This window comes from Thalassobaculum salexigens DSM 19539, assembly GCF_000423805.1.
GTDB lineage: Bacteria > Pseudomonadota > Alphaproteobacteria > Thalassobaculales > Thalassobaculaceae > Thalassobaculum > Thalassobaculum litoreum.
The window spans coordinates 1,569,465-1,588,971 of sequence record NZ_KE384093.1 but is presented as its reverse complement, the minus strand read 5'-3'; the positions used below and the strand labels follow the sequence as shown (position 1 = coordinate 1,588,971).

At 68.9% G+C, this 19,507-nt stretch carries 17 protein-coding genes; 11 read left to right on the top strand and 6 right to left on the bottom strand.

All coding sequences use genetic code 11. The features are described 5' to 3' along the window. Positions 1-7 precede the first annotated feature (7 nt). Positions 8-1,174 (top strand): glycosyltransferase family 9 protein, encoded by a 1,167-nt coding sequence (locus G578_RS0111835; protein ID WP_028794421.1) that lies wholly within the window; start codon positions 8-10, stop codon positions 1,172-1,174. A 10-nt stretch (positions 1,175-1,184) separates the two neighbouring features. Here G578_RS0111835 and G578_RS0111830 read toward each other — a convergent pair whose 3' ends face one another. After that, complete coding sequence (locus G578_RS0111830; protein WP_211228892.1) at positions 1,185-2,210, bottom strand: ABC transporter permease; 1,026 nt, start codon at positions 2,208-2,210, stop codon at positions 1,185-1,187. Positions 2,211-2,519: 309 nt separating this feature from the next. On the opposite strand from G578_RS0111830, the gene G578_RS0111825 reads away from it, so the two are divergent. The 6 genes from G578_RS0111825 (at position 2,520) to G578_RS0111800 (ending at position 9,744) form a co-directional block, all read left to right on the top strand. Further along, positions 2,520-3,512 carry a sugar-binding protein gene (locus tag G578_RS0111825; RefSeq protein WP_028794419.1) on the top strand — a complete coding sequence of 331 codons (993 nt, stop codon included), beginning with the start codon at positions 2,520-2,522 and terminating at the stop codon, positions 3,510-3,512. Positions 3,513-3,592: 80 nt separating this feature from the next. Continuing rightward, the gene (locus G578_RS0111820) at positions 3,593-4,360 is read left to right on the top strand and encodes an SDR family NAD(P)-dependent oxidoreductase (RefSeq protein WP_028794418.1); all 768 of its coding nucleotides are present in this window, start codon (positions 3,593-3,595) and stop codon (positions 4,358-4,360) included. A 95-nt stretch (positions 4,361-4,455) separates the two neighbouring features. After that, positions 4,456-5,550 (top strand): substrate-binding domain-containing protein, encoded by a 1,095-nt coding sequence (locus G578_RS0111815; RefSeq protein WP_028794417.1) that lies wholly within the window; start codon positions 4,456-4,458, stop codon positions 5,548-5,550. Positions 5,551-5,636: 86 nt separating this feature from the next. Beyond that, positions 5,637-7,913, top strand: a complete 2,277-nt coding sequence (locus tag G578_RS25965) for an ABC transporter permease (RefSeq protein WP_051244662.1) — start codon at positions 5,637-5,639, stop codon at positions 7,911-7,913. Next, complete coding sequence (locus G578_RS0111805; RefSeq protein ID WP_028794416.1) at positions 7,906-8,655, top strand: ATP-binding cassette domain-containing protein; 750 nt, start codon at positions 7,906-7,908, stop codon at positions 8,653-8,655. Before G578_RS25965 ends, G578_RS0111805 begins: the two co-directional genes overlap by 8 nt. Before the next feature lie 45 nt (positions 8,656-8,700). Next, positions 8,701-9,744, top strand: a complete 1,044-nt coding sequence (locus G578_RS0111800; protein ID WP_028794415.1) for a sodium:calcium antiporter — start codon at positions 8,701-8,703, stop codon at positions 9,742-9,744. A gap of 38 nt (positions 9,745-9,782) precedes the next feature. On the opposite strand, the gene G578_RS0111795 is transcribed toward G578_RS0111800, so the two are convergent. Beyond that, complete coding sequence (locus G578_RS0111795) at positions 9,783-10,565, bottom strand: SDR family oxidoreductase (RefSeq protein ID WP_156907290.1); 783 nt, start codon at positions 10,563-10,565, stop codon at positions 9,783-9,785. A gap of 1 nt (position 10,566) precedes the next feature. Beyond that, on the bottom strand, positions 10,567-11,925 hold the full coding sequence (locus G578_RS0111790) for an MmgE/PrpD family protein (RefSeq protein WP_028794413.1): 1,359 nt from the start codon (positions 11,923-11,925) through the stop codon (positions 10,567-10,569). 256 nt (positions 11,926-12,181) lie between these two features. On the opposite strand from G578_RS0111790, the gene G578_RS29880 reads away from it, so the two are divergent. The 3 genes from G578_RS29880 to G578_RS0111775 all read left to right on the top strand — a co-directional run bounded on the left by G578_RS29880 (position 12,182) and on the right by G578_RS0111775 (position 15,083). Next, the gene (locus G578_RS29880) at positions 12,182-12,739 is read left to right on the top strand and encodes a DUF4347 domain-containing protein (protein ID WP_028794412.1); all 558 of its coding nucleotides are present in this window, start codon (positions 12,182-12,184) and stop codon (positions 12,737-12,739) included. 170 nt (positions 12,740-12,909) lie between these two features. Beyond that, positions 12,910-13,917: a dimethylarginine dimethylaminohydrolase family protein gene (locus G578_RS0111780; protein ID WP_028794411.1), complete on the top strand. Its 1,008-nt coding sequence runs from the start codon at positions 12,910-12,912 to the stop codon at positions 13,915-13,917. Positions 13,918-14,057: 140 nt separating this feature from the next. Continuing rightward, complete coding sequence (locus tag G578_RS0111775; RefSeq protein WP_028794410.1) at positions 14,058-15,083, top strand: hypothetical protein; 1,026 nt, start codon at positions 14,058-14,060, stop codon at positions 15,081-15,083. 130 nt (positions 15,084-15,213) lie between these two features. Here G578_RS0111775 and G578_RS0111770 read toward each other — a convergent pair whose 3' ends face one another. Both G578_RS0111770 and G578_RS0111765 read right to left on the bottom strand, forming a co-directional pair. Further along, positions 15,214-16,017, bottom strand: coding sequence for a maleate cis-trans isomerase family protein (locus tag G578_RS0111770; RefSeq protein WP_156907286.1), 804 nt, complete (start codon positions 16,015-16,017; stop codon positions 15,214-15,216). A gap of 1 nt (position 16,018) precedes the next feature. Further along, the gene (locus tag G578_RS0111765) at positions 16,019-16,801 is read right to left on the bottom strand and encodes a gamma-glutamyl-gamma-aminobutyrate hydrolase family protein (protein WP_028794408.1); all 783 of its coding nucleotides are present in this window, start codon (positions 16,799-16,801) and stop codon (positions 16,019-16,021) included. Positions 16,802-17,063: 262 nt separating this feature from the next. On the opposite strand from G578_RS0111765, the gene G578_RS25960 reads away from it, so the two are divergent. Beyond that, a complete protein-coding gene (locus tag G578_RS25960; RefSeq protein WP_051244659.1) occupies positions 17,064-17,756 on the top strand; it encodes a DUF6655 family protein in 693 nt (230 codons plus the stop codon). A 45-nt stretch (positions 17,757-17,801) separates the two neighbouring features. Here G578_RS25960 and G578_RS0111755 read toward each other — a convergent pair whose 3' ends face one another. Further along, the gene (locus tag G578_RS0111755; protein WP_028794407.1) at positions 17,802-19,367 is read right to left on the bottom strand and encodes an OpgD/OpgG family glucan biosynthesis protein; all 1,566 of its coding nucleotides are present in this window, start codon (positions 19,365-19,367) and stop codon (positions 17,802-17,804) included. Positions 19,368-19,507 lie beyond the last annotated feature (140 nt).

Here is a 19,507-nt window from a genome sequence, read left to right as displayed (position 1 = left end):
GGTCGGCATGAAGAGTTTGCGCGCCAAGCAATGGGTCGACGACAAGCTCGGCAGCCTGCTGATCGCGCTGCTCAAGCCGATGGCCCTGGCTCTCGGCTTCCTGCTGCGCCGCGACCACGCGCTGGAGGTGCGCGGCGATATCGTGGTGATCAAGCTGCTGGGTGGCGGCAGCCTGGTCCTGGCGATGCCGGCCCTGCTGGCCCTGCGGCGGGCGCACCCGGCACGGCGCCTCAGCCTGCTGTGCACCCGGGGCACCCGCGCCTTCGCCGAGACACTGGGCGTGTTCGACGACTACATCGTCGTCGAGGATTCCGGGGTGCGTTCCCTGATCGTGTCCGGGTTGCGGGCGCTGCGACACTGCTGGCGGGTCGACACCGTCATCGACCTGGAAGTGCACAGCCGGCTCAGCACGGTGTTCGGCTGCCTGACCTGCGCGCGCAACCGGATCGGCTTCTACCTCGACACCGCCTTCTGGCGCCGGGGCGTGGCGACCCATCTGTTCTTCTACAACCGGGCCAGCGCCAGCCATGTGCACTACGAGCAGATCGCCCGGGCGCTGGGCGGCACCATCGCGCCGATCGCGGAGGTCCGCGCCGCCTATCGCGCGGCCAACGGCCTGCCCGCCGCGCGCAGCCCGCAGAACCCGGCCACCCGGATCGGCCTCGGCTGCTTCTGCTCGGATCTGAGTGTGGAGCGGATGCTGAGCGCCGAAGAATGGGCGCGGATCCTCTCGCAGCGGCTGGGGGATGCGAAGGTCACCGTGCATCTGTTCGGCGGCAAGCAGGACCGGCCGGCGGCCGACCGTTTCATCACCCTGCTGGCCCAGGCGCTGCCGACGGCGGAGTTCGTGAACGAGTGCGGCGCCCATGACCTGACCGGCAGCCTGCGCCTGCTGGACACGATGGACCGGTTGTACTCGATCGACAGCGGGCTGCTGCACATCGCCCGGCTGATCGGGGTGGAGACCGTCTCGTTCTGGGGACCGACCGATCCGCAGACGCTGCTGCTGCCGCTGCCGGCGGGCAGTACGGACGAGGTGCATTACAGCCGCCTCGCCTGCTCGCCCTGCGTCCACCTGACCGAGGTGCCGCCCTGCCGGGGCAACAACATCTGCATGCACGCCCATCTCGACCCCGGCCTGGCCGACGAGCCGCCGATCTGGGTGATCCGGTGAGGTCCGGGCGCTAATCCGACTTCTGCACCGTACGCAGCCGGTCGATGGCGACGGCGACGATGATGAAGGTGCCGACGAAACTGCCCTGCCAGAAGGTGCTGATGCCGAGCAGGATCAAGCTGTTGCGGATCACCTCGATCAGCGCTGCGCCGATCACCGCCCCGAACGCCGTGCCCGATCCGCCGGCGAGGTTGGCGCCGCCGATCACCGCCGCGGCGATCACCGTCAGCTCCATGCCCTGGCCCAGATTGGTGGTCACCCCGCCGAGCCAGCCGACCTCCAGCACGCCGGTCAGCCCGGCGCAGAAGGCGGAGACCAGATAGACCGACAGCTTCATCAGCCGCACCGGCACGCCGGTCATGGTCGCCGCCTCCTCGTTGCCGCCGATGGCGAAGAGGTGGCGACCCCAGCGGGTCCAGCGGAAGGCGACGCCGATCACCAGCGCCAGCAGCACCAGGATGAGCACCGGATTGGCGATCCCGAACAGCGTCCCGCCGCCGAGCTCCAGCAGCAGGTCCTGATCCGGGCCGAACTGGTAGATCATCTTGTTGTTGGACAGCACCATGGCGAGGCTGCGGGCCAGCGCCAGGGTGCCCAGGGTCACCACGAAGGGCGGCATGCCCACATAGGCGATCAGCACGCCGTTCAGCAGCCCGACACACAGCGCGGCGAAGATCGCCAGGGGCATGGCGACGATCAGCGGCTGCCCCGCCTCCATCGCTCCGCCGACCACGATGCCCGCCAGCACCAGGGTCGAGCCGACCGACAGGTCGATGCCGCCGGACGCGATCACCGCCGTCATCCCCAGCGCCACGATGCCGACGAAGGCGAAGTTGCGGGTCACGTTGAACAGGTTGCGCTCGGTCGCGAAGGTATCGGTGACGGTCGACAGCACCAGGCAGGCGATCATCGCCGCCAGGAAGATCCAGAAGGTCTGCTGCCCGACCATCCAGCGCAGCCAGGTCGCATCCTGACGATGGCCGATCGCCGACTTCAGCGCATCGCCGGGGCCCGGCGCCGCCGTCTCACCCGCCACGGCGTCCGCCTCCGCATGCGACGGGAATATCAACCACAACCTGAACAAAGCCGACGCTCCACGGCGCGCGGTCCTGCTGTGCGATGGGCATTGCTTTCTCCCTCGGCGGGCCGGACATCGACACCGGCATCCTATTTTTTCTTCAAATTATCAATTTATTGAGACCCAAGCAACCAACATCGCCGCCACTGAGGTAGCAATCTTGCTTGACTCATGCCCCATGCCGACAAATAATTTTTCTTATTAACTAATTAATCCGCGGAACCGCCAAAACCGGTGGAGCAAACCGACGGACGGGAGGATACCATCATGAAACGCTTAACAGGCCTTGGCGCCGTGGCTCTCATGCTCGCTCTGGTGGCGGGTACGGGCAACGCGGCGGAGAAGAAGACCCTGGCGATCGTCGTGAAGGGTCTCGACAACCCCTTCTTCGAGCAGATCAATCTGGGCTGCCAGAAATGGCAGAAGGAGAACCCGGACTCCGATTACACCTGCCTCTATACCGGCCCCGCCTCCAGCGCCGACGAGGCCGGCGAGGTGCAGATCGTCGACGATCTGCTGACCCGCGGCGTGGCGGCGATCGCCATCTCGCCGTCCAACGCCCCGGCCATGGGCAACCTGATCAAGCGCCGCGCGCCCGAGATCCCGGTCATGACCATCGACGCCGACTTCATCGAGGCCGACCGCGGGTTGCGGGTGACCTATCTCGGCACCGACAACTACCTGATGGGCGTGAAGATGGCCGAGCACGCGGCCAGGCTGAAGCCGTCGGGCGGCACGGTCTGCCTGCAGCTCGGCAACGTCGCGGCCGACAACATCAACGCTCGCGCCGCCGGCTTCCGCGACACCATCGCCGGCGCCAAGGGCACCGACCGGCTGACCGGCCAGAGCGGCTGGACCGAGATCGACGGCTGCCCGGTCTTCACCAACGACCAGGTCGACCTCGCCAACCAGCAGATGGCCGACACCTTCACCGCCAACCCGGACCTGGACGCCTTCATCCTGATCGGCGGCTGGGCCCAGTTCGCGCCCCAGGCCTATGCCCAGGTCACCGACCAGGTGATGGACAAGCTGAACAGCAAGGAGCTGATCATCATCGCCGGCGACACCCTGCCGCCGCAGATGGACGCGCTCAAGGCCGGCCGCAGCCATGTCCAGGTCGGTCAGCGGCCGTTCGAGATGGGCTATCGCGCGCCCACGGTCATGATCGAGCTGATCGAGGGCAAGAGCGTCGAGGACCCGCTCTATACCGGCCTCGACGAGTGCACGCCGGAAACCGCCGACAGCTGCCTCGCGCAATAGGCCGCTCCACGCCTGCCCGGTCCCGGCGGCCCGCCCGAGCGGCCGCCGGGACCGGCCCTCACGCAGAAGGAAGATCCGCGATGACCGAGCAAGTGGCGACCTATCCGAGCCTGGCGAACCGGAGCGTTCTGGTCACCGGCGGCGGCTCCGGCATCGGCGCCGAGATCGTCCGGCAGTTCGCCCGCCAGGGCGCCCAGGTGGCGTTCCTCGACATCGACGTGGCGGCGTCCCAGGCGCTGGCCGAGGAGTTGTCCGCCGCCGGCGGCGCGGTGACGTTCTACGAATGCGACCTGACCGACATCGACCGCCTGCGCGAGACCATCGCCGCGGCGGCGACCGTCCAGGGGCCGATCACCGTGCTGGTCAACAACGCCGCCAACGACCAGCGCCATCCCATGGAGGACGTGACGCCGGAGTACTGGGACGACCGGCTGGCGGTGAACCTGAAGCATCAGTTCTTCGCCGCCCAGGCCGTCGCCCCCGGCATGAAGGCGGCCGGCGGCGGCGCCATCGTCAATCTCGGCTCGATCTCCTGGATGGTCGGCCAGGGCGGCATGCCCGGCTACACCACGGCCAAATCCGCCGTGCTCGGCCTCACCCGCTCGCTGGCCCGCGACCTCGGGCCGGATGACATCCGTGTGGTCTGCGTCGTGCCGGGCTGGATCATGACCCAGCGCCAGCTCGACAACTGGCTCACCCCGGAGGCCGAGGCCGACCTGATGAAGGCCCAATGCCTGAAATACAAGCTCTACCCGATCGACATCGCCCGGCCGGTGCTGTTCCTCGCCTCCGACGAGGCGCGGGGCTGCAGCGGCCAGCACTACATCGTCGATGCCGGCTGGCACTGACGCCGCAGCGATTTACGGGGCGGTCACAACGGCGGAACCGCCCGGCCAAGGAAACAAACGCCGACAGAAAAAATGAGAGAGTGGAGGACACGCCCATGTCAGCGCTACGCACACTGCTTCTCGCATCCGCCCTGAGCTTCGTAAGCGTCGGGCTCGCCGCCACCGGTGCCATGGCCCAGTCGGGCAGCATCGACCGCGCCGTCAGCGGCTACAGTTTCGAGGACGCCGCCAAGGAGGCACCCGGGACCAAGGACTTCCACTCCAACGACGGCGTGCTGACCTTCGCCATCGTCACCCACACCGCCGGCAACGGCTTCTTCGATCCTGTCTATGTCGGGGCGCTGTCGGCGGCCAACATGATCGGCGCCAAGGTGCTGCTGCTCGGCTCGGAATCGCCGACCGACGACCCGGCCCGCGAGATCGAGATCCTGAACCAGATCATTCAGGACCCGACCCTGGACGGGCTGATCATGACCACGCCCCAGGTCGGCGCCTATGACGACATCGTCAAGGCGGCGATGGACAAGGGCCTGCCGGTCGCCACCACCAACTCCTATGACGGCTCGATCCTCAACCGCAACGCCATCAGCCACACCGGCCAGGACGCCGGGGCCGCCGCCATCGCCGGCGAGGCGCTAGTGCAGTGCCTGCAGGAGCGCGGCGTGACCGGCGGCACGATCCTGCTGCCGAACGACACCGCCATGGGCAATATCGAGGTGAACCGGCGGGTCACCGCCGCCTATGAGGCGATCGTCGCCGGTCTCGCCAAGGCGGGGACGCTGGGCAACTTCAAGGTCGATGCCGGCCCGGAGAGCGTCGGCGTATCGGCCGACATGAACGACCCGGTGAACAGCATCATCTCGCTGATCGAGAGCCGCGGCGACGTGGTCGGCGCCTTCGCCGGCAACAACGTCTTCACCCCGGCCCTGGCCAAGGCTGTCGCCCAGACCGGCAACAGCGGCAAGATGTGCGCCTACGGCTTCGACCTCGGTCCGGCCCAGCAGGAGGCGCTGCGCTCCGGCGACCTGACCGGCGCGCTGGGTCAGCAGCCGTTCCTGCAGGGGTTCTGGCCGGTGATGCAGCTCTATCTGCAGATCGACCGCGGCATCGCCGCCGCCAATCTCGACACCCGCGCGCAACTGGTGACGGGCGAGACGGTCGGCAGCGTCGGCAAGCGGTTCGAGAACTGAGCGCGTAGCCCCCGCCGCACTGCATCCGGCGGGAGGGTGTGTCCCTCCCGCCGAGCCAGCCCCCAGGGAAGCGGACCGGACCCTCCATGACAGACGTACTTCCCCGGCCGGCCTGGCGACGGCCCGGCGAGCTGGTCGGCGCCTGGGAAGCCGGGCTGCTGGCGATGATGGCGCTGCTGTTCGTCGCCGGCGCGGTGCTCAATCCGGCCTTCTTCGGCACCACCGACGCCCTGCACGCCCTGTTCCGCGACAGCGCCCGGGTGGCGGTGATGGCGGTCGGCATGACCTTCGTGATCGCCAACAAGGACCTGGATCTCTCCGTCGGCTCCACCCTGGGACTGGTCGCCGTCGTGTTCTCCATCGTCTTCGACCCGAACCGGATGGACATGGGCGTGGTCCCGGCCATCGCCGTCTGCGTCGTGCTCGGCACCCTGATCGGGGTGATCAACGGGGTGCTGGTCACCTATCTGCGGGTGCCGGCGTTCATCGCGACGCTCACCATGCTGTTCATCGGCCGCGGGCTGGTGCTCGGCCTGACCAGCGGGCGCTCGGTGCTGTATCCGATCAAGGCGCGGGACTACGAGGCGTTCTTCCAGCTCGGCGAGACCAACGGCTGGGGCTTCAACAACCAGATCGCCATCGCCCTGATCTGCGTGGCCGTCGGCGCCGTCGTGCTCGGCAAGACCCGCTGGGGCTACGAGACCATGGCCACCGGCGGCAACGAGCAGGCCGCCAAATATGCCGGCATCCCGACCACTCTGGTGCGGATCCGGGCCTATGTCCTGTCCTCGCTCTGCGCCACGCTCGCCGGGCTGATGACCGTCGCCCAGGACAAGGGCGTCACCTCCCAGGCGGGGCTGCTGACCGAGCTGATGGTGATCGCCGCGGTGATCGTCGGCGGCGCCTCCATCCTTGGCGGCCGCGGGCGGGTGATCGGCAGCTTCCTGGGCGCGCTGCTGATCGTGCTGATCAACAAGGTATTGCGCGAAGGGGTGCCGATCACCCGGATCGTGGAGATCGGCGGCCAGAAGATCGAGGTCAACGCCGTCTCCACCCTGCCCGCCGGCGCGGTGCCCGCCTTCATCGGCACGCTGCTGATCGTCGCCGTGCTGATCGAGCCCTATGTGATCCGCCGACGCCTGCTGGCCCGGCTCTGGGCACGGCTGCGCAACCGGCCACCACCGCCGATCCCGGATGTCGGCGGCATCGCCCTGGTCGGCGCCCAGACCCGGACGTCGGGCGGCGGCGAGCTCAGCCTGTCGACCAACCCGCTCGTCCGCTTCCTGGCGCGGCGTGACGCGCTGGCGATCCTGCTGACCGTCACGCTCTGGCTGATCGGCCTGGCCCTGCGGCCGGACTACTGGTGGCACCTGTCCAACAGCTTCGCGATCCTGCTGAACTATACCGAGCTCGCCCTGCTCACCGTCGGGCTGACCTATGTCATCGCCTGCGGCGACATCGACCTCTCGGTCGGCGCGGTGCTGGCCCTGGCGGGGAGCGCGGCGGCCTACGGGCTGAAAGTGCTGGGCCTCGACCCGGCCTCGGCCATGGCGCTGGGCCTCTTCGCCGGGCTGCTGGCCGCGTCGGTCAACGCCCTGGTGACGGTGGGTTTCGGCCTGCCGTCGTTCATCGCCACGCTGGGCATGTTCTACATCGCCCGCGGCGTGGCCGCCTGGATCGTCTCCGGCCAGCAGCTCACCGGCTGGTCGGAAGGCTTCAACCTGATCGGCCGCAAGGTCGGCGACATCCTGGACTACGGCGGCATCGCCCCGCCCGGCGGTTGGTTCGGCGCGCTCGCCGACGTGGTCAGCGTGCAGACCGTGTGGCTGCTCGTGGTCGCCGGGATCGCCGGGATCGTGCTGGCCCGCACGACCATCGGTCAGGCGGTCTACGCCACCGGCGGCAACCGGCGCGCCGCCGACTATGCCGGCATCAACACCAACCGGGTGCGGATCATGGCGCTGCTGCTCTGCGGCTTCTGCGCCGCCATGGCCGGGGTGATCAACGTCGCCTATTTCCGCAGCTTCAACCCGGTCGCCGGCCAGTTCCGCGAGCTCGACGCCATCGCCGCGGTGATCATCGGCGGCGGCTCGATCTTCGGCGGCTACGGCACGATGCTGGGTTCGCTCGCCGGCGCGGCGGTGATCACCCTGGTGCGCGCCATCCTGCAGCTCAACATCGTGACCGCCTCGGGCGAGTCCATCGTGCTGCCGCAGCACTGGGTCAACGTCATCATCGGCCTGATCCTGATCTTCTCGGTGCTGACCGACATCTGGCTGCGTCAGTCCCGTCCGCTGGCGCGGCTGGTCGCCGCTCTGACCGGCAGAAAACCCGACATCCCCAGGAGGCACCCCCATGCCTGACGCCCCGACCGAGCCGTTCATCGAGATGCGCGGAATCCGCAAGTCCTTCGGCGCGATCCAGGCGCTGAGCGACGTGGACTTCTCCATCGGCCATGGCGAGATCCTCGGCCTGGTCGGCGACAACTCCGCCGGCAAATCCACCCTGATGAAGATCCTGACCGGCGCCTATCACCGCGACGGCGGCGACGTCCTGGTCGACGGCAGGCCGACCGACTTCCGCAGCCCGCACGAGAGCCGGGACCGGGGGATCGAGATGATCTACCAGGACTTCGCGCTGTGCGGGAACCTGGATGTGGGCCAGAACATCTTCCTTGGCCGCTGGCCGCGCAAAGGCCTCTTCGTCGACCGCAAGAAGATGTACGCCGACGCCGAGACCGTCCTGCGCCGGCTCAAGGTCGACGTGAACTCGGTCTATCAGAAGGTGGAGAGCCTGTCCGGCGGCCGCCAGCAGTCCGTGGCGATCGCCCGCGCGATCTCCTTCCAACCGCGCCTGATCGTCCTGGACGAGCCGACGGCCAACCTGTCGGTCATGGCCACCACCCAGCTTCTGGAGACCATGGCGGAGCTGAAGCGGCTGGGCGTGGCCCAGGTCATCATCTCGCATCGGCTGACCGACATCTTCGAGGTCGGCGACCGGGTCATGGTGCTGAAACGCGGCCAGAATGTCGGCGAGCGGCGGATCGCCGAGACGTCCGAGCAGGAGGTTCTGGAGATCATCGTGTCCGGCACCCCGGCCGCCTGAGCCAACTTTCCGCGAACCGGCGCCGGGCTGGCCCGTTGCCAAGTGATGTTCTCCGATCTCTCCACCGCGATGCTGCTGGGCATCTTCGCCGCCTGTGCCGTCGGGATTCTGCTCGGCGGGCTGCGCATGACCGGCCAGGCCGACCAGATCGCCGACCGCACCGGCCTGGGCGAGGCCCTGGTCGGCGGCGTGCTGCTGGGCGCGGCGACCTCCCTGTCCGGCTCCATCGTCTCCCTGACCGCCGCCCTGGACGGCAGGGCGTCGCTGGCCTTCTCCAACGGCATCGGCGGCATCGCCGCACAGACCGCGTTCCTGGCCCTGGCCGACATCCTGCACCGCAAGGTCAACCTGGAACACGCCGCCGCCGACCTGTCTAACGTGTTCCAGGGCGCGCTGCTGATGCTGATGCTGGCCCTGCCGCTGTTCGCCCTGACCGGGCCGGACGTATCGGTGCTGGGCGTGCATCCGGTGTCGATCCTGCTGGTGGCGATCTATGTCGGCGGCGTGATCGCCACCCGGCGGATCCGCGAGGAGCCCATGTGGCGGCCGGTGAAGACCCGCGACACCCGCCCCGACGAGCCGGAGCCGGAGAACGGCAAGGGTCCCTCCACGCCGTTGCTGTTCGCCTCGTTCATCGCTCTGATGCTGATGATGGGGACGATCGGCTGGGTGATCGCCCAGATCGCCGAGACCCTGACCGACCGCTTCGATCTCTCCGCGTCGGTCGTCGGCGCGCTGATGACGGCGGTGGTCACCTCCCTGCCGGAGCTGGTCACGACCCTGGCCGCCGTGCGGCGCGGGGCCCTGCAGCTCGCGGTCGGCGGGATCATCGGCGGCAACACCTTCGACACCCTGTTCCTGACGATCTCGGACGTCGGCTACCGCGAGGGCTCGCTGTACCACGCGATCGGGCCGGACGACCTGTACTGGCTGGCGGTCGGACTGATCATGACGGCGGTGCTGACCCTGGGCCAGCTCTACCGCCAGCGCGAGGGTCCCGCCGGCATCGGCCTGGAGAGCGCCGCCATGCTCGGGGTCTACGCGGTCGCCATCGCCCTGCCCTTGCTGGTCGGCGGCAGCGGCGCCTGACCGTCGCCCCCGGGCCACCGCCACATGCGACCCGGCTGTTAGGCGGCGAACCAGCCGCAATCGACCGGCAGGGCGGTCCCGGTGATGTCGTCGCCCGCCGGGCCGCAGAGAAACACCAGGGCGGCCGCCAGTTTCGCCGGATCCACGAACCGGCCCATCGGGCTGCGCTCCGACGCGTAGCGCTTGGCGACCTCCTCGACCGGTTCCCCGCTCCGCGCGGCGATGCCGGCGATGCGGTCCTCGATCGCCGGCGTCAGCACCGAGCCGGGGCACAGGGCGTTGCAGGTCACCCCGCTCCCGGCCGTCTCGATGGCGATCGCCCGGGCCATGCCGATCAGCGCGGTCTTGGTGGTCACGTAGTCGATACGGTTCTCCGCCCCCCGGAATCCGTAATAGGAGGACAGGTTGACGATGCGGCCCCAGCCCCGCGCCTTCATCCCCGGCAGGGACAGGCGGGCCAGGTGGAAGGCGGCGGTCAGGTTGACGGCGATGGACTCGTCCCAGTCGGCCGGCGCGAACGCCTCGATCGGCGAGAAATGCCGGATCACCGCATTGTTCACCACGATGTCGAGCGACCCGAAGCGCCGGGCCACACCGGCGGCCATCGCCTCGATCTGCCGGGCGTCGCGCAGGTCGGCCGGATCGAAGGCAGCCCCCACCCCATGCGCCTCGGCCAGCCGGTCGGCGGCGGCGCGGCCCTCCGCGTCGGCGCACAGCCCGTTGATCACGACATTGGCTCCTGCCGCCGCCAGCCCCTCCGCCAGCGCATAACCCAGACCGGCGGCGGAACCGGTGACCAGCGCGGTGCGTCCGGCCAGCATCTCAGCCTCCGGCCGCCAGCCGGACCACATCGCCGGCATCGGCCAGATCGTCCAGGGTCCAGAGCGCCTCGAGGAGCCGGTCCACCTCTCCGGCGAACCCGACCCCCTCGGCCAGTGTCGTCAGCTTGGCCTCCAGCTCGCTGTCGCTGAGCGGGTTGGTCCTGGAACCCCGTGCCGCGTGGATCTCGCGGGTCAGGATACGCCCGTCCTTCAGGCGCAGCGTCACCACGGCGGAGGCGACGTCGCGTCCGGCCTCGTCGTGGAAGCGCACCTGCGGCCGGCCGGATGCCGCGGTCTCGGCCACCGCGGCGTCGGTGAACTCCGCCAGCCCGGCCCGTCCCCGCGCCAGGACGATGGCTATGGCGTGCTGCGCGCTGACCTGCGCCTCGCGCCCGGTGGCGATGTCCGGCCGGTCGGTGCGCTGGCGCAGCAGCGGATGGCCGGTCAGCTCCACCGAGGCCACGTCGCCGGCCCGCACCTCCTCGTCCCGATAGACCTCCAGGCAGGCATCGAGCACCGGGTTCAGCACCACGCCGACCGGATAGGGCTTGAAGGCGTTGTCGGCGATCTCCCAGCGGTGGCCCAGATCGTCGCCCAGCGCCTCCGGCTTCGCCCCCTGGCCATAGACGGCGAGATATCCCCGCGCGCCGGTCAGCGGCCGGGCCGGACCGGAGAAGCCGCGCGACGCCAGATCTGCGGCGATCAGTCCGTTGCGGGCCGCGCCGCCGACGCTGGCGCTCTTCGCCATGGTGCCGAGCGCATCGACCAGCCCGGAGGATTGCGCCGCCGCGGTGGCGAAGGCGCTGGTCATCTGCGCGGCGTCCAGACCGAGCAGCGCGCCGCTTGCCGCCGCTGCCCCGAAGCCGCCGCAGGTCGACGTGATATGCCAGCCGTGGGAGTAGTGATACGGCGATACCGACAGGCCGACACGGCAGACGACCTCGCCGCCGATCACGAAGGCCCGCAGCGCGTCGATGCCGGAGAACGGGCTCGCCTCCGCCCGCGCGAAGATCGGGGCGAAGACCACCGATGCCGGATGGATGATCGTCGCCTCGTGGGTGTCGTCGAAGTCGAAGATGTTGGCGCCCATGGCGTTGACGAAGGCGGCGGTCGGCGCGTCCATGCGTTCGGTGCGCCCGATCACCGTGCTGGTGGCCGGGCCGCTATAGGCGGCGGACGTCTCCAGCATGATATCGACCGCCGGCTCGCGGCAGCCCGCCAGCGCCGTGGCGAAGATGTTCACCAGAGAGCGCTTGGCCTCGTGGCGCACATGGTCGGGGATATCCTCCCAGCGCAACGTCGCGGCGAAGGCGCAGAGCGCCTCGTCCCCAGTCTGGGCCGTGGCCCGATCCGTCTGCATTCCATCCCCTTCCACAGGTCTTGGCGCCTATGCCCCATCCGAGCACGGCTTGCCCGTTCGACGCCAGCCACCTTCGGAAACCCGAACCCGCACCTTCGGAAATCCGAAAATGAGACGCTGGCGCAAGATTATTGAGACGCCGGGAAAACCCGGCGGCGCGAATCTCGGCAATACTAAGGTTAACGCTGATCCGGTGGCGAGAAACGTGCCGGACAGCGGTCATCCGATGGCGTGGGATCCAGAAGGGAGACCTCATATGACTCTGCTAGAAGGCAAAGCCGCCAATTCGCAGGCGCCCGCCGTGGCCAAACCGGTCCTGGTGATCGACCCCGACGTTCGCGACGCCGACTGCCTGATCGCCGATCTGGGCAACGACGTCGACATTCTTCTGCTCGTGCCCGACCGCAGCGGCCTCGGCCAGATCGCCGACTTCCTGGCCGGCCGGCACGACGTTCCCTCTCTGCACATCCTCAGCCACGGCAGGCCGGGCACGCTGATGCTTGCCGGCAGCCGGATCGATCTCGCCGCCCTGGTGCTCAGCCATAAGACCCTGGAGTCCATCGCCGCCGCGCTCGGCGAAGCGCCCAGCGTCGTGCTCTACGGCTGCTCCGTCCTGGCCGGACCGAGGGGCGCCAGCTTCGCCCGGTTCCTGAGCGTCGTCCTGCGCGCCGAGGTCTCCGGCTCGCTGATGCCGGTCGGCAGCCTCGCCCTGGGCGGCGACTGGATCCTGCGCAGCACCCATGGCGACTGGGTGGAGCCGATCTTCAGCCCGACGGCCCGCGCCCAGTACCCGGACCTTCTTGCCGGCGGCTGAGACCGAGGCCCGATCACATCTCCAGAGCTCCGGGGGGAGGCCCGGGGTCCGGATTGTCCCCTGGGGCGCCGGACCCCGGGTAAGGAGCGGTCCTGAAAATCAGCGGGTGGTGCCGGACGTCACCGCACCGCACCATTGGTCCGGACACCGCGACCGATGAAGGACCTCCCATGACCGCCAAGCCGTCCGCCCACTGGGTCTACAACGAGACCATCCGCCTCTTCGCCGCCCCGGCCGAGCCCGCCTTCCATAGCGAGGGCGAGATGACCGCCATCTGGGGGCGGAACTGGGGCGTCGACAACGACGTGGGCCGGCTGCGGGCAGTGATGGTGCATCGGCCGGGGCCGGAGATGGACGTGGTCGACCCGTCCCAGCGCATCGCCGCCACCGGGTCCTTCGGCAATGTCGAGCACGGCTGGTATTTCCAGAGCGAGAGCGTCCCCGATTTCGACGAGATGCGCGCCCAGCACGACGCGCTGGTGGCGGCGCTGAAGGCCGAGGATGTCGAAGTGTTCGAGGTCCGGGGTGTCTCCGACGGACGGCTGAAATCCTGCTACACCCGCGACCCCTTCGTCATGGTGAAGGGCGGCGCCATCGTCAGCCGCATGGGTGCGCGCATCCGCCGGGGCGAGGTGCTGGCGATCACTCGGACCCTGGCCGAGCTCGGCATCCCGATCCTGCGCACCCTGTCCGGCACGGCGCTGTTCGAGGGCGGCAGCTTCGCCTGGATCGACGCCAAGACCGTCGTGGTCGGCTGCGGCATCCGGGTCAACCGGGAGGCCGCCCGGCAGATCGGCGAGGTGCTGGCGACCCAGGGGGTGGAGCTGCTGGCCATCGACCTGCCCGGCCACGACATCCATATCGACGGCCAGTTCCTCATGGTCGATAGGGACCTCGCCCTGATCGACCAGGACCGCCTGCCCTACTCCTTCCTGGAAGCGCTGAAGGAGAAGGGCATCCGCACCATCGAGATCAGCCCGGCCGACAACCGCGCGATCATCAACTCCCTGGCGGTGGCGCCGGGCCGGCTGATCATGCCGGAGGGCGGCACCAACGAGACCCTGGACAAGCTCGCGGCCGCCGGGGTGACGTGGACCACCATCGCCTACGAGAAGATGATGCTGAACGGCGGCGGCATCCACTGCTCCACCATGCCGCTGATCCGCGATCCGGTTTAAGTGGCAGGGGGCCTCCTTAGACACCGGAAGCGGTCACTTGCATGCTCTACATGAGCTTCGGTCCCTAGTCCCCGCTGCACACGTGAACAGACGCGGACGGTCTCGAAGGCATATGCTCTGCATCAATCCTGGGAGCGCCCATGAAACTCCTGATCATCACCGACGACACCGTCGCGCAACGGCCGGACGGGCGGCTGACAGCGCAACTCGCCACCACCAGGCTTCGGCTACTGGTCGCCTATGCTGCTGCCCAGTCGGCCGGTTTTGGCGCGTGGGTCGCCGTACGCCAACAGCCGGCAGACCTGATCAACAGCGACGTGTTCCGGACGGCCGATGCGCTGCTGTTCGGCAAGACATTTGAAGATCACAGCGCGACGGCCCTAGCAGCGAAGCGTGCCGGCAAGAGGGTAATGGCAGATATCGCCGACGAACTCGGATCGACGGGCGGCTTCGATGTGCTTCGCCGTGTTACAGCACTCGCCGATGCAGCGTTCTGCCCGAGCGTCCGGATGATGGAGATGGCGGAAGCATGGGTACCGGCGGCATGCCGGCGCTTCTGCATCGAGGAACCGGCAGAAGAGGCATTCCGCCAGCCCCGTGTTCGGCTCAAGGGCGATGGGATTCTCGATCTCCTCTGGTTCGGCACCAGCAAAAACATCGTCCACCTGGTCCCGCATCTATCGGAGATCGCGGCCCTGGCCGAGGATCGGACGTTCAGGATAACCCTCGTCTGCCACGAGAACACCGTGGCTCGCCAACTGTGTGCCGCGGCCGCCCAGCAGGATGAGGACCTGTTCAAGATCCGGTTCGAAGAATGGACACCGCAGGTTCAGGCGGCAGCTCTCGGTGCGGCGGACATCGTCCTTATCCCCGGCGATCTGTCGAAAGGTTCCCTACTGAAGAGCCCGAACCGGCTGATCAACACCATCGCCGCAGGCCGGCTGGCCGTAGCCTCGCCGATCCCATCCTACTTGCCCTTCGCTGACTTTGTGCTGATCCGTGACCGTTTGGCGGACGGTATCCGCGACGCGCTGGCCACGCCGGCTGCGGATCTGGAGGCGCGGATCGATGCCGGGCAGACGGTGGTGGCGAAGCACTACAGCGAGGCGGAAATCGGCCAGCATTGGGTTTCAGCGTTTAAGGCGCTCGATACCGCGCGTGCATGAGTCCGAGCGCGTCTGCGAGGTTTCTCGGTGTCGCTGCACCGTTTGACGAAATCCGATCATCAGGCGATCCTTGGCAACGAAGACACGGTCGTTTCTACTTACGCCGATTTAGAGGTCCAGAGCCCCTAGCTCACAGCCCGAACAGGCTGCCGTACGCCGACACCTGCGCCCGCACCCCGGCGAGGCGCAGGCAGTGCCAGAGGCTGACCTGGTTGGCCGAGAGGACGGGGCGTTGCAGGTCGCGCTCCAGGGCGTCCAGGATCGCCACGCAGCGGAAGCCGGTGCCGGCGATGAACACGCCGTCGGCCTCGGCCGGACAGGCGGCGCGGATCTGGGCGTAGAGCGGTTCCACCTCCTGCTCGAAGCCAAGGCCCTGCGGGTACATCTCGCCATGCGGCACCTCGCGCCAGCCGCGGCCCGGGTCGTAGCGCAGCGGGCCGACCGGCGCGACGCCGAGACCCCGGTAATAGGCCATGGCGGCCTCGGCGGTGGCGTCGTTGAACCAGGGCGGCAGCACGATGAAAGGCCGGCGCACGCCGGCGGCCAACATCGCCGCCTGGCCGTCGATCCCGTTCGTGGTGACCTGCGTCTCCGGCCGGACGATCCCGGAGATCGCCGCCACCGTCGCCGCGTCCCAGCCGGCGCCGCCCAGGATGCTGCTGGAGCTGTGGCCGATCACCACCGCGCCCAGGCGCATCCCGGCGAAATGCTCGGCCGCACGCTGCAGGTCCGGCTCGAGCGTCACCGCCGAGCGGTCCGCGTTCCAGCGCGCCCAGGGCGCCTTCGCCGCCACCCGGGCGGCATGGATCGAGACATGGGGCGGGCACATGGCCCACCACTCGGCCTCGGGGACCGCCTCGCTGGAGACGATGAACATCCCGATCCGCGCCTGCCATCCCCAATTGTCGGGCGAGGGACGGGTCTGCCCGCTCATCTCACGCCGCTCCGGCGAGGCGGCCGGCATGGCGCAGCTTCTGGCGGGCGCGGGCGGCGTCGCCCAGCCGCTCGAACAGCACCCGGCTGACCGGATCGGCGGCGGCGTTGTACTCCGCATGCCACTGCACCCCGACGGCGAAGCTCGGCGCGTCGGCGATGGAGATCGCCTCGATCGTGTCGTCGGCGGCGAGCCCCTCGACCACCACCCGGTCGCCGGTGCGCTGGATCGCCTGGCCGTGCAGCGAGTTGGTGACGATCTCCTCGGCGTCGAGCATCCGCGCCATCAGCCCGCCGGGGGTCAGCCGCACATGCTCGCGCAGAGCGAAGATGATCTCCGGATCCTTGCAGCCCTTCGGCATGCGGTGGCGGTGCTTGCCCGGCAGCTCGCCGACCTCCGGATGCAACGTGCCGCCGAAGGCGACGTTCATCTCCTGGATGCCCCGGCACAGCCCGAAGATCGGGATGCCCCGCTCCACGCAGGTGCGCACCATCGGCAGGGTCAGGCCGTCGCGGCCGTCGTCCATCTCGCCGTGGCGCTCGCTCAGCTCCTCGCCGTAGTGCCTGGGATGCACGTTGGCCCGGCCGCCGGTCAGCACCACCCCGTCCAGCACCTCCAGCAGGTCCGCCACGTCGACCGCCTCCGGCATGCCCGGGATCAGCAGCGGCGTGCAACCCGACACCTCGGCCACCGCCTCGATGGTCCGCTTGCCGGTCATCTGGGCCTCGATCACCCCTTCGGCGACGAAACGGTTGCACTGGATGCCGATCACGGGCCGCGCCATGGAATCTCCCCAAGAAATGTCGTCGGCGCGAGCGCGCGTCCCTTCTGTTTTATCCACCGTCGGGGGGTGGCGTCCAGGCATCGACGCATGCAGGGTGGCTCAAAGGCGTCCCCGCCCTGCCGGCCGGACGGAATTTTAGACCCGGTCCGGCGGTCGCTTAGGCGAAGAGCCACAGCTGCGATCCGACCCATGCGGCCCCACCAATGCGGCCAGATACAGTTGACGGCAACCGCCCTCCCCACCCAGAACGGCGATCTCAGCGATGACATCGACGACCGACCTACTCGCGATCCCGCTGGCGGTGCTGGCGCTGTGTGCCGGCTGCACCGAGACCCGGACCAGCAATCCCGAGCGCACCGCCGAGGAGCAGCTCCTGCTGTCGACGGCGGTGGACCGGGCGGTCGACGATGTCACCCTGAACGTGCCCGAGGGCACCAAGGTCTTCGTCGACGCCTCGCGGTTCGAGGCCTACGACAAGAGCTACGCCATCAGCGCCTTCCGCGACCGGGTGCTGGAGAGCGGCGCCCATCTGGTCAGCCAATTGAACGACGCGGAAGTCATCGTCGAGATCCGCTCCGGCGCGCTGTCGACCGACGGCACCAAGACCATCGTCGGCATCCCCGCCTTCGACGTGCCGGTTCCGCTGGCCGGCGACCTCTCGGTCCCGGAGATCTCTCTGGCATCCCGCCGGCAGCGGCTCGGCGTGGCCAAGGTCGCCTACACGGCCTACTGGCGGGAGAGCGGCGCCCTGGCCGACCGCTCCGAACCGATCCAGGGGGTCGCCGGGTACCGGGACTGGGCGTTCATCGGCTTCGGCTGGCGCTCCGGCGACACGCTGATCACCGCCGATATCCCCGACACGGTCGCCGACGGCCCGGAGCCCGGCCCGCCGGCCGCGGAGCAGCCGGACTCCGACCCACCAGAGCCCGGCATCGGCGAGGGCAAGGGTCGCTGAGACGGATTCACCCCGTCCCAGCGTCCCAGCGGCCGGGGTCCGGTCTCAGCCGTCCTTCGGGTTCCAGGTATAGATCCAGGTCTCCGTCAGCGCCCCGCCGCGGTACCGCAGGAAGGCACGCAGGTCGACGGAGTCGGCCCCTTCCGGGTCCAGATCGAAATTCATCCGCCAGCCGCCCAGCTCCTCGATCGGCCGGCAGGCCACCCGGCGCACCGCCCCGGCCGAGCCGCTGACCACGGCCTCGACCGCGTCGCCCTCGCCCAGCCGGGCGAGATCGCCGCCGGTGAAGTCGACGACGAACTTGCGCACCTTCGGGTCGCGTTCCTCGCCTGGAATGCCGCCGATCCCGGTCCAGGTCGCCATCACCCGCCCCGGGGCGGGCAGCCGGTCCGGCATCTCCGTACCCCAGGTCATCCGGTAGCCGACGGTGACCGGCTGGTCCGGCTGCGGCGTGCTCTCCGGCCGCCAGTACACGACGACATTGTCCACCGTCTCGTCGTTCGCCGGCAGCTCCACCAGCTCGACCCGGCCCTTGCCCCAGTCGCCGCTCGGCTCGATCCACAGGTTGGGGCGCCGGTCGTAATAGACGCCGTCGTCCAGGTAATGGGCAAAGCTGCGGTCGCGCTGCTGCAGGCCGAAGCCGCGCGGCGCGGTATCGCTGAAGGTGCTGATCCGCGGGGCGGAGGGATTGCGCAGCGGCCGCCAGATCCACTCGCCTGCGCCGGTACGCATCACCAGGCCGTCCGAATCATGGACTTCCGGGCGGAAGTCGTCCCGCTTGCTGTAATCGTTCTCGCCATGCAGATACATCGAGGTGATCGGCGCCAGGCCGATGCCGTCGAGCTCGGTGCGCGGATAGATCGACGCGGTCACGTCCATCACCGTCGAGCGCCCGCTCTCGATGACGAAGCGGTAGGCGCCGGCGGTGCTGGCGCTGTCCAGCAGGGCGAGCACGATGATGGCGTTGCTCTCCGGGCCCGGCCGGTGGAACCAGAACGCCCGGAAGATCGGGAACTCCTCCTCGCCGAACTGGGCGGTGTTCAGGGCCAGGCCCCGGGCCGACAGGCCGTACTGCATCTCCTTGCCGACCGCGCGGAAATAGCTCGCCCCCAGGAAGGCGGCGATGTCGCGCTCGTAATCGAACCGGTCGAACAGCCGGAACCCGGCATGACCAAGCCGCTCGGTCTCGCCCTGGTCCGGAGCGGGGATCTCCTGCGGATAGGCGAAGCGGTTCGGATCGAACGCCACCGGCTGGGTCCCGTCGGACCCGATCTGGTACAGCGCGATCGGATGCGGGAACAGCCAGCCGGCATGGAACGGCGCCATCCGGAACGGCAGATCGGTGCCGGACCAGACCTTCCCCCCCTCGGCCAGACGGATCGACATGTACTGATCGTGGTTGAGGTCGGTGAAGCGGCTCGGCACCCGTTGCGGCGCCTCGAACGGCGTCTTGGCCACCTCCTGGGCGAGGGCCTGCAGGTCCTCGAACGAGCCGACCTGGCCCATCCGCTCCCGCAGCCCGCCTTCCTGGGCCCAGACTCCCGCCATCGGGAACGTGACCGCGAGCGACGACGCGCCCAGAGCCAGCAGATGTCGACGGTCGATCTTCATTTCGCCTCCGTTAAGTGCTTTGAAACACGGGAATAAACGGATCAGGCAACCGTTTGCCCCGTTGCGCGTTAAGGATTTGGTGACGCCACTCCGGAATTTCCGGCGCGCGTTCACCGTCAGTGTCCATTGAGGCACGAGAC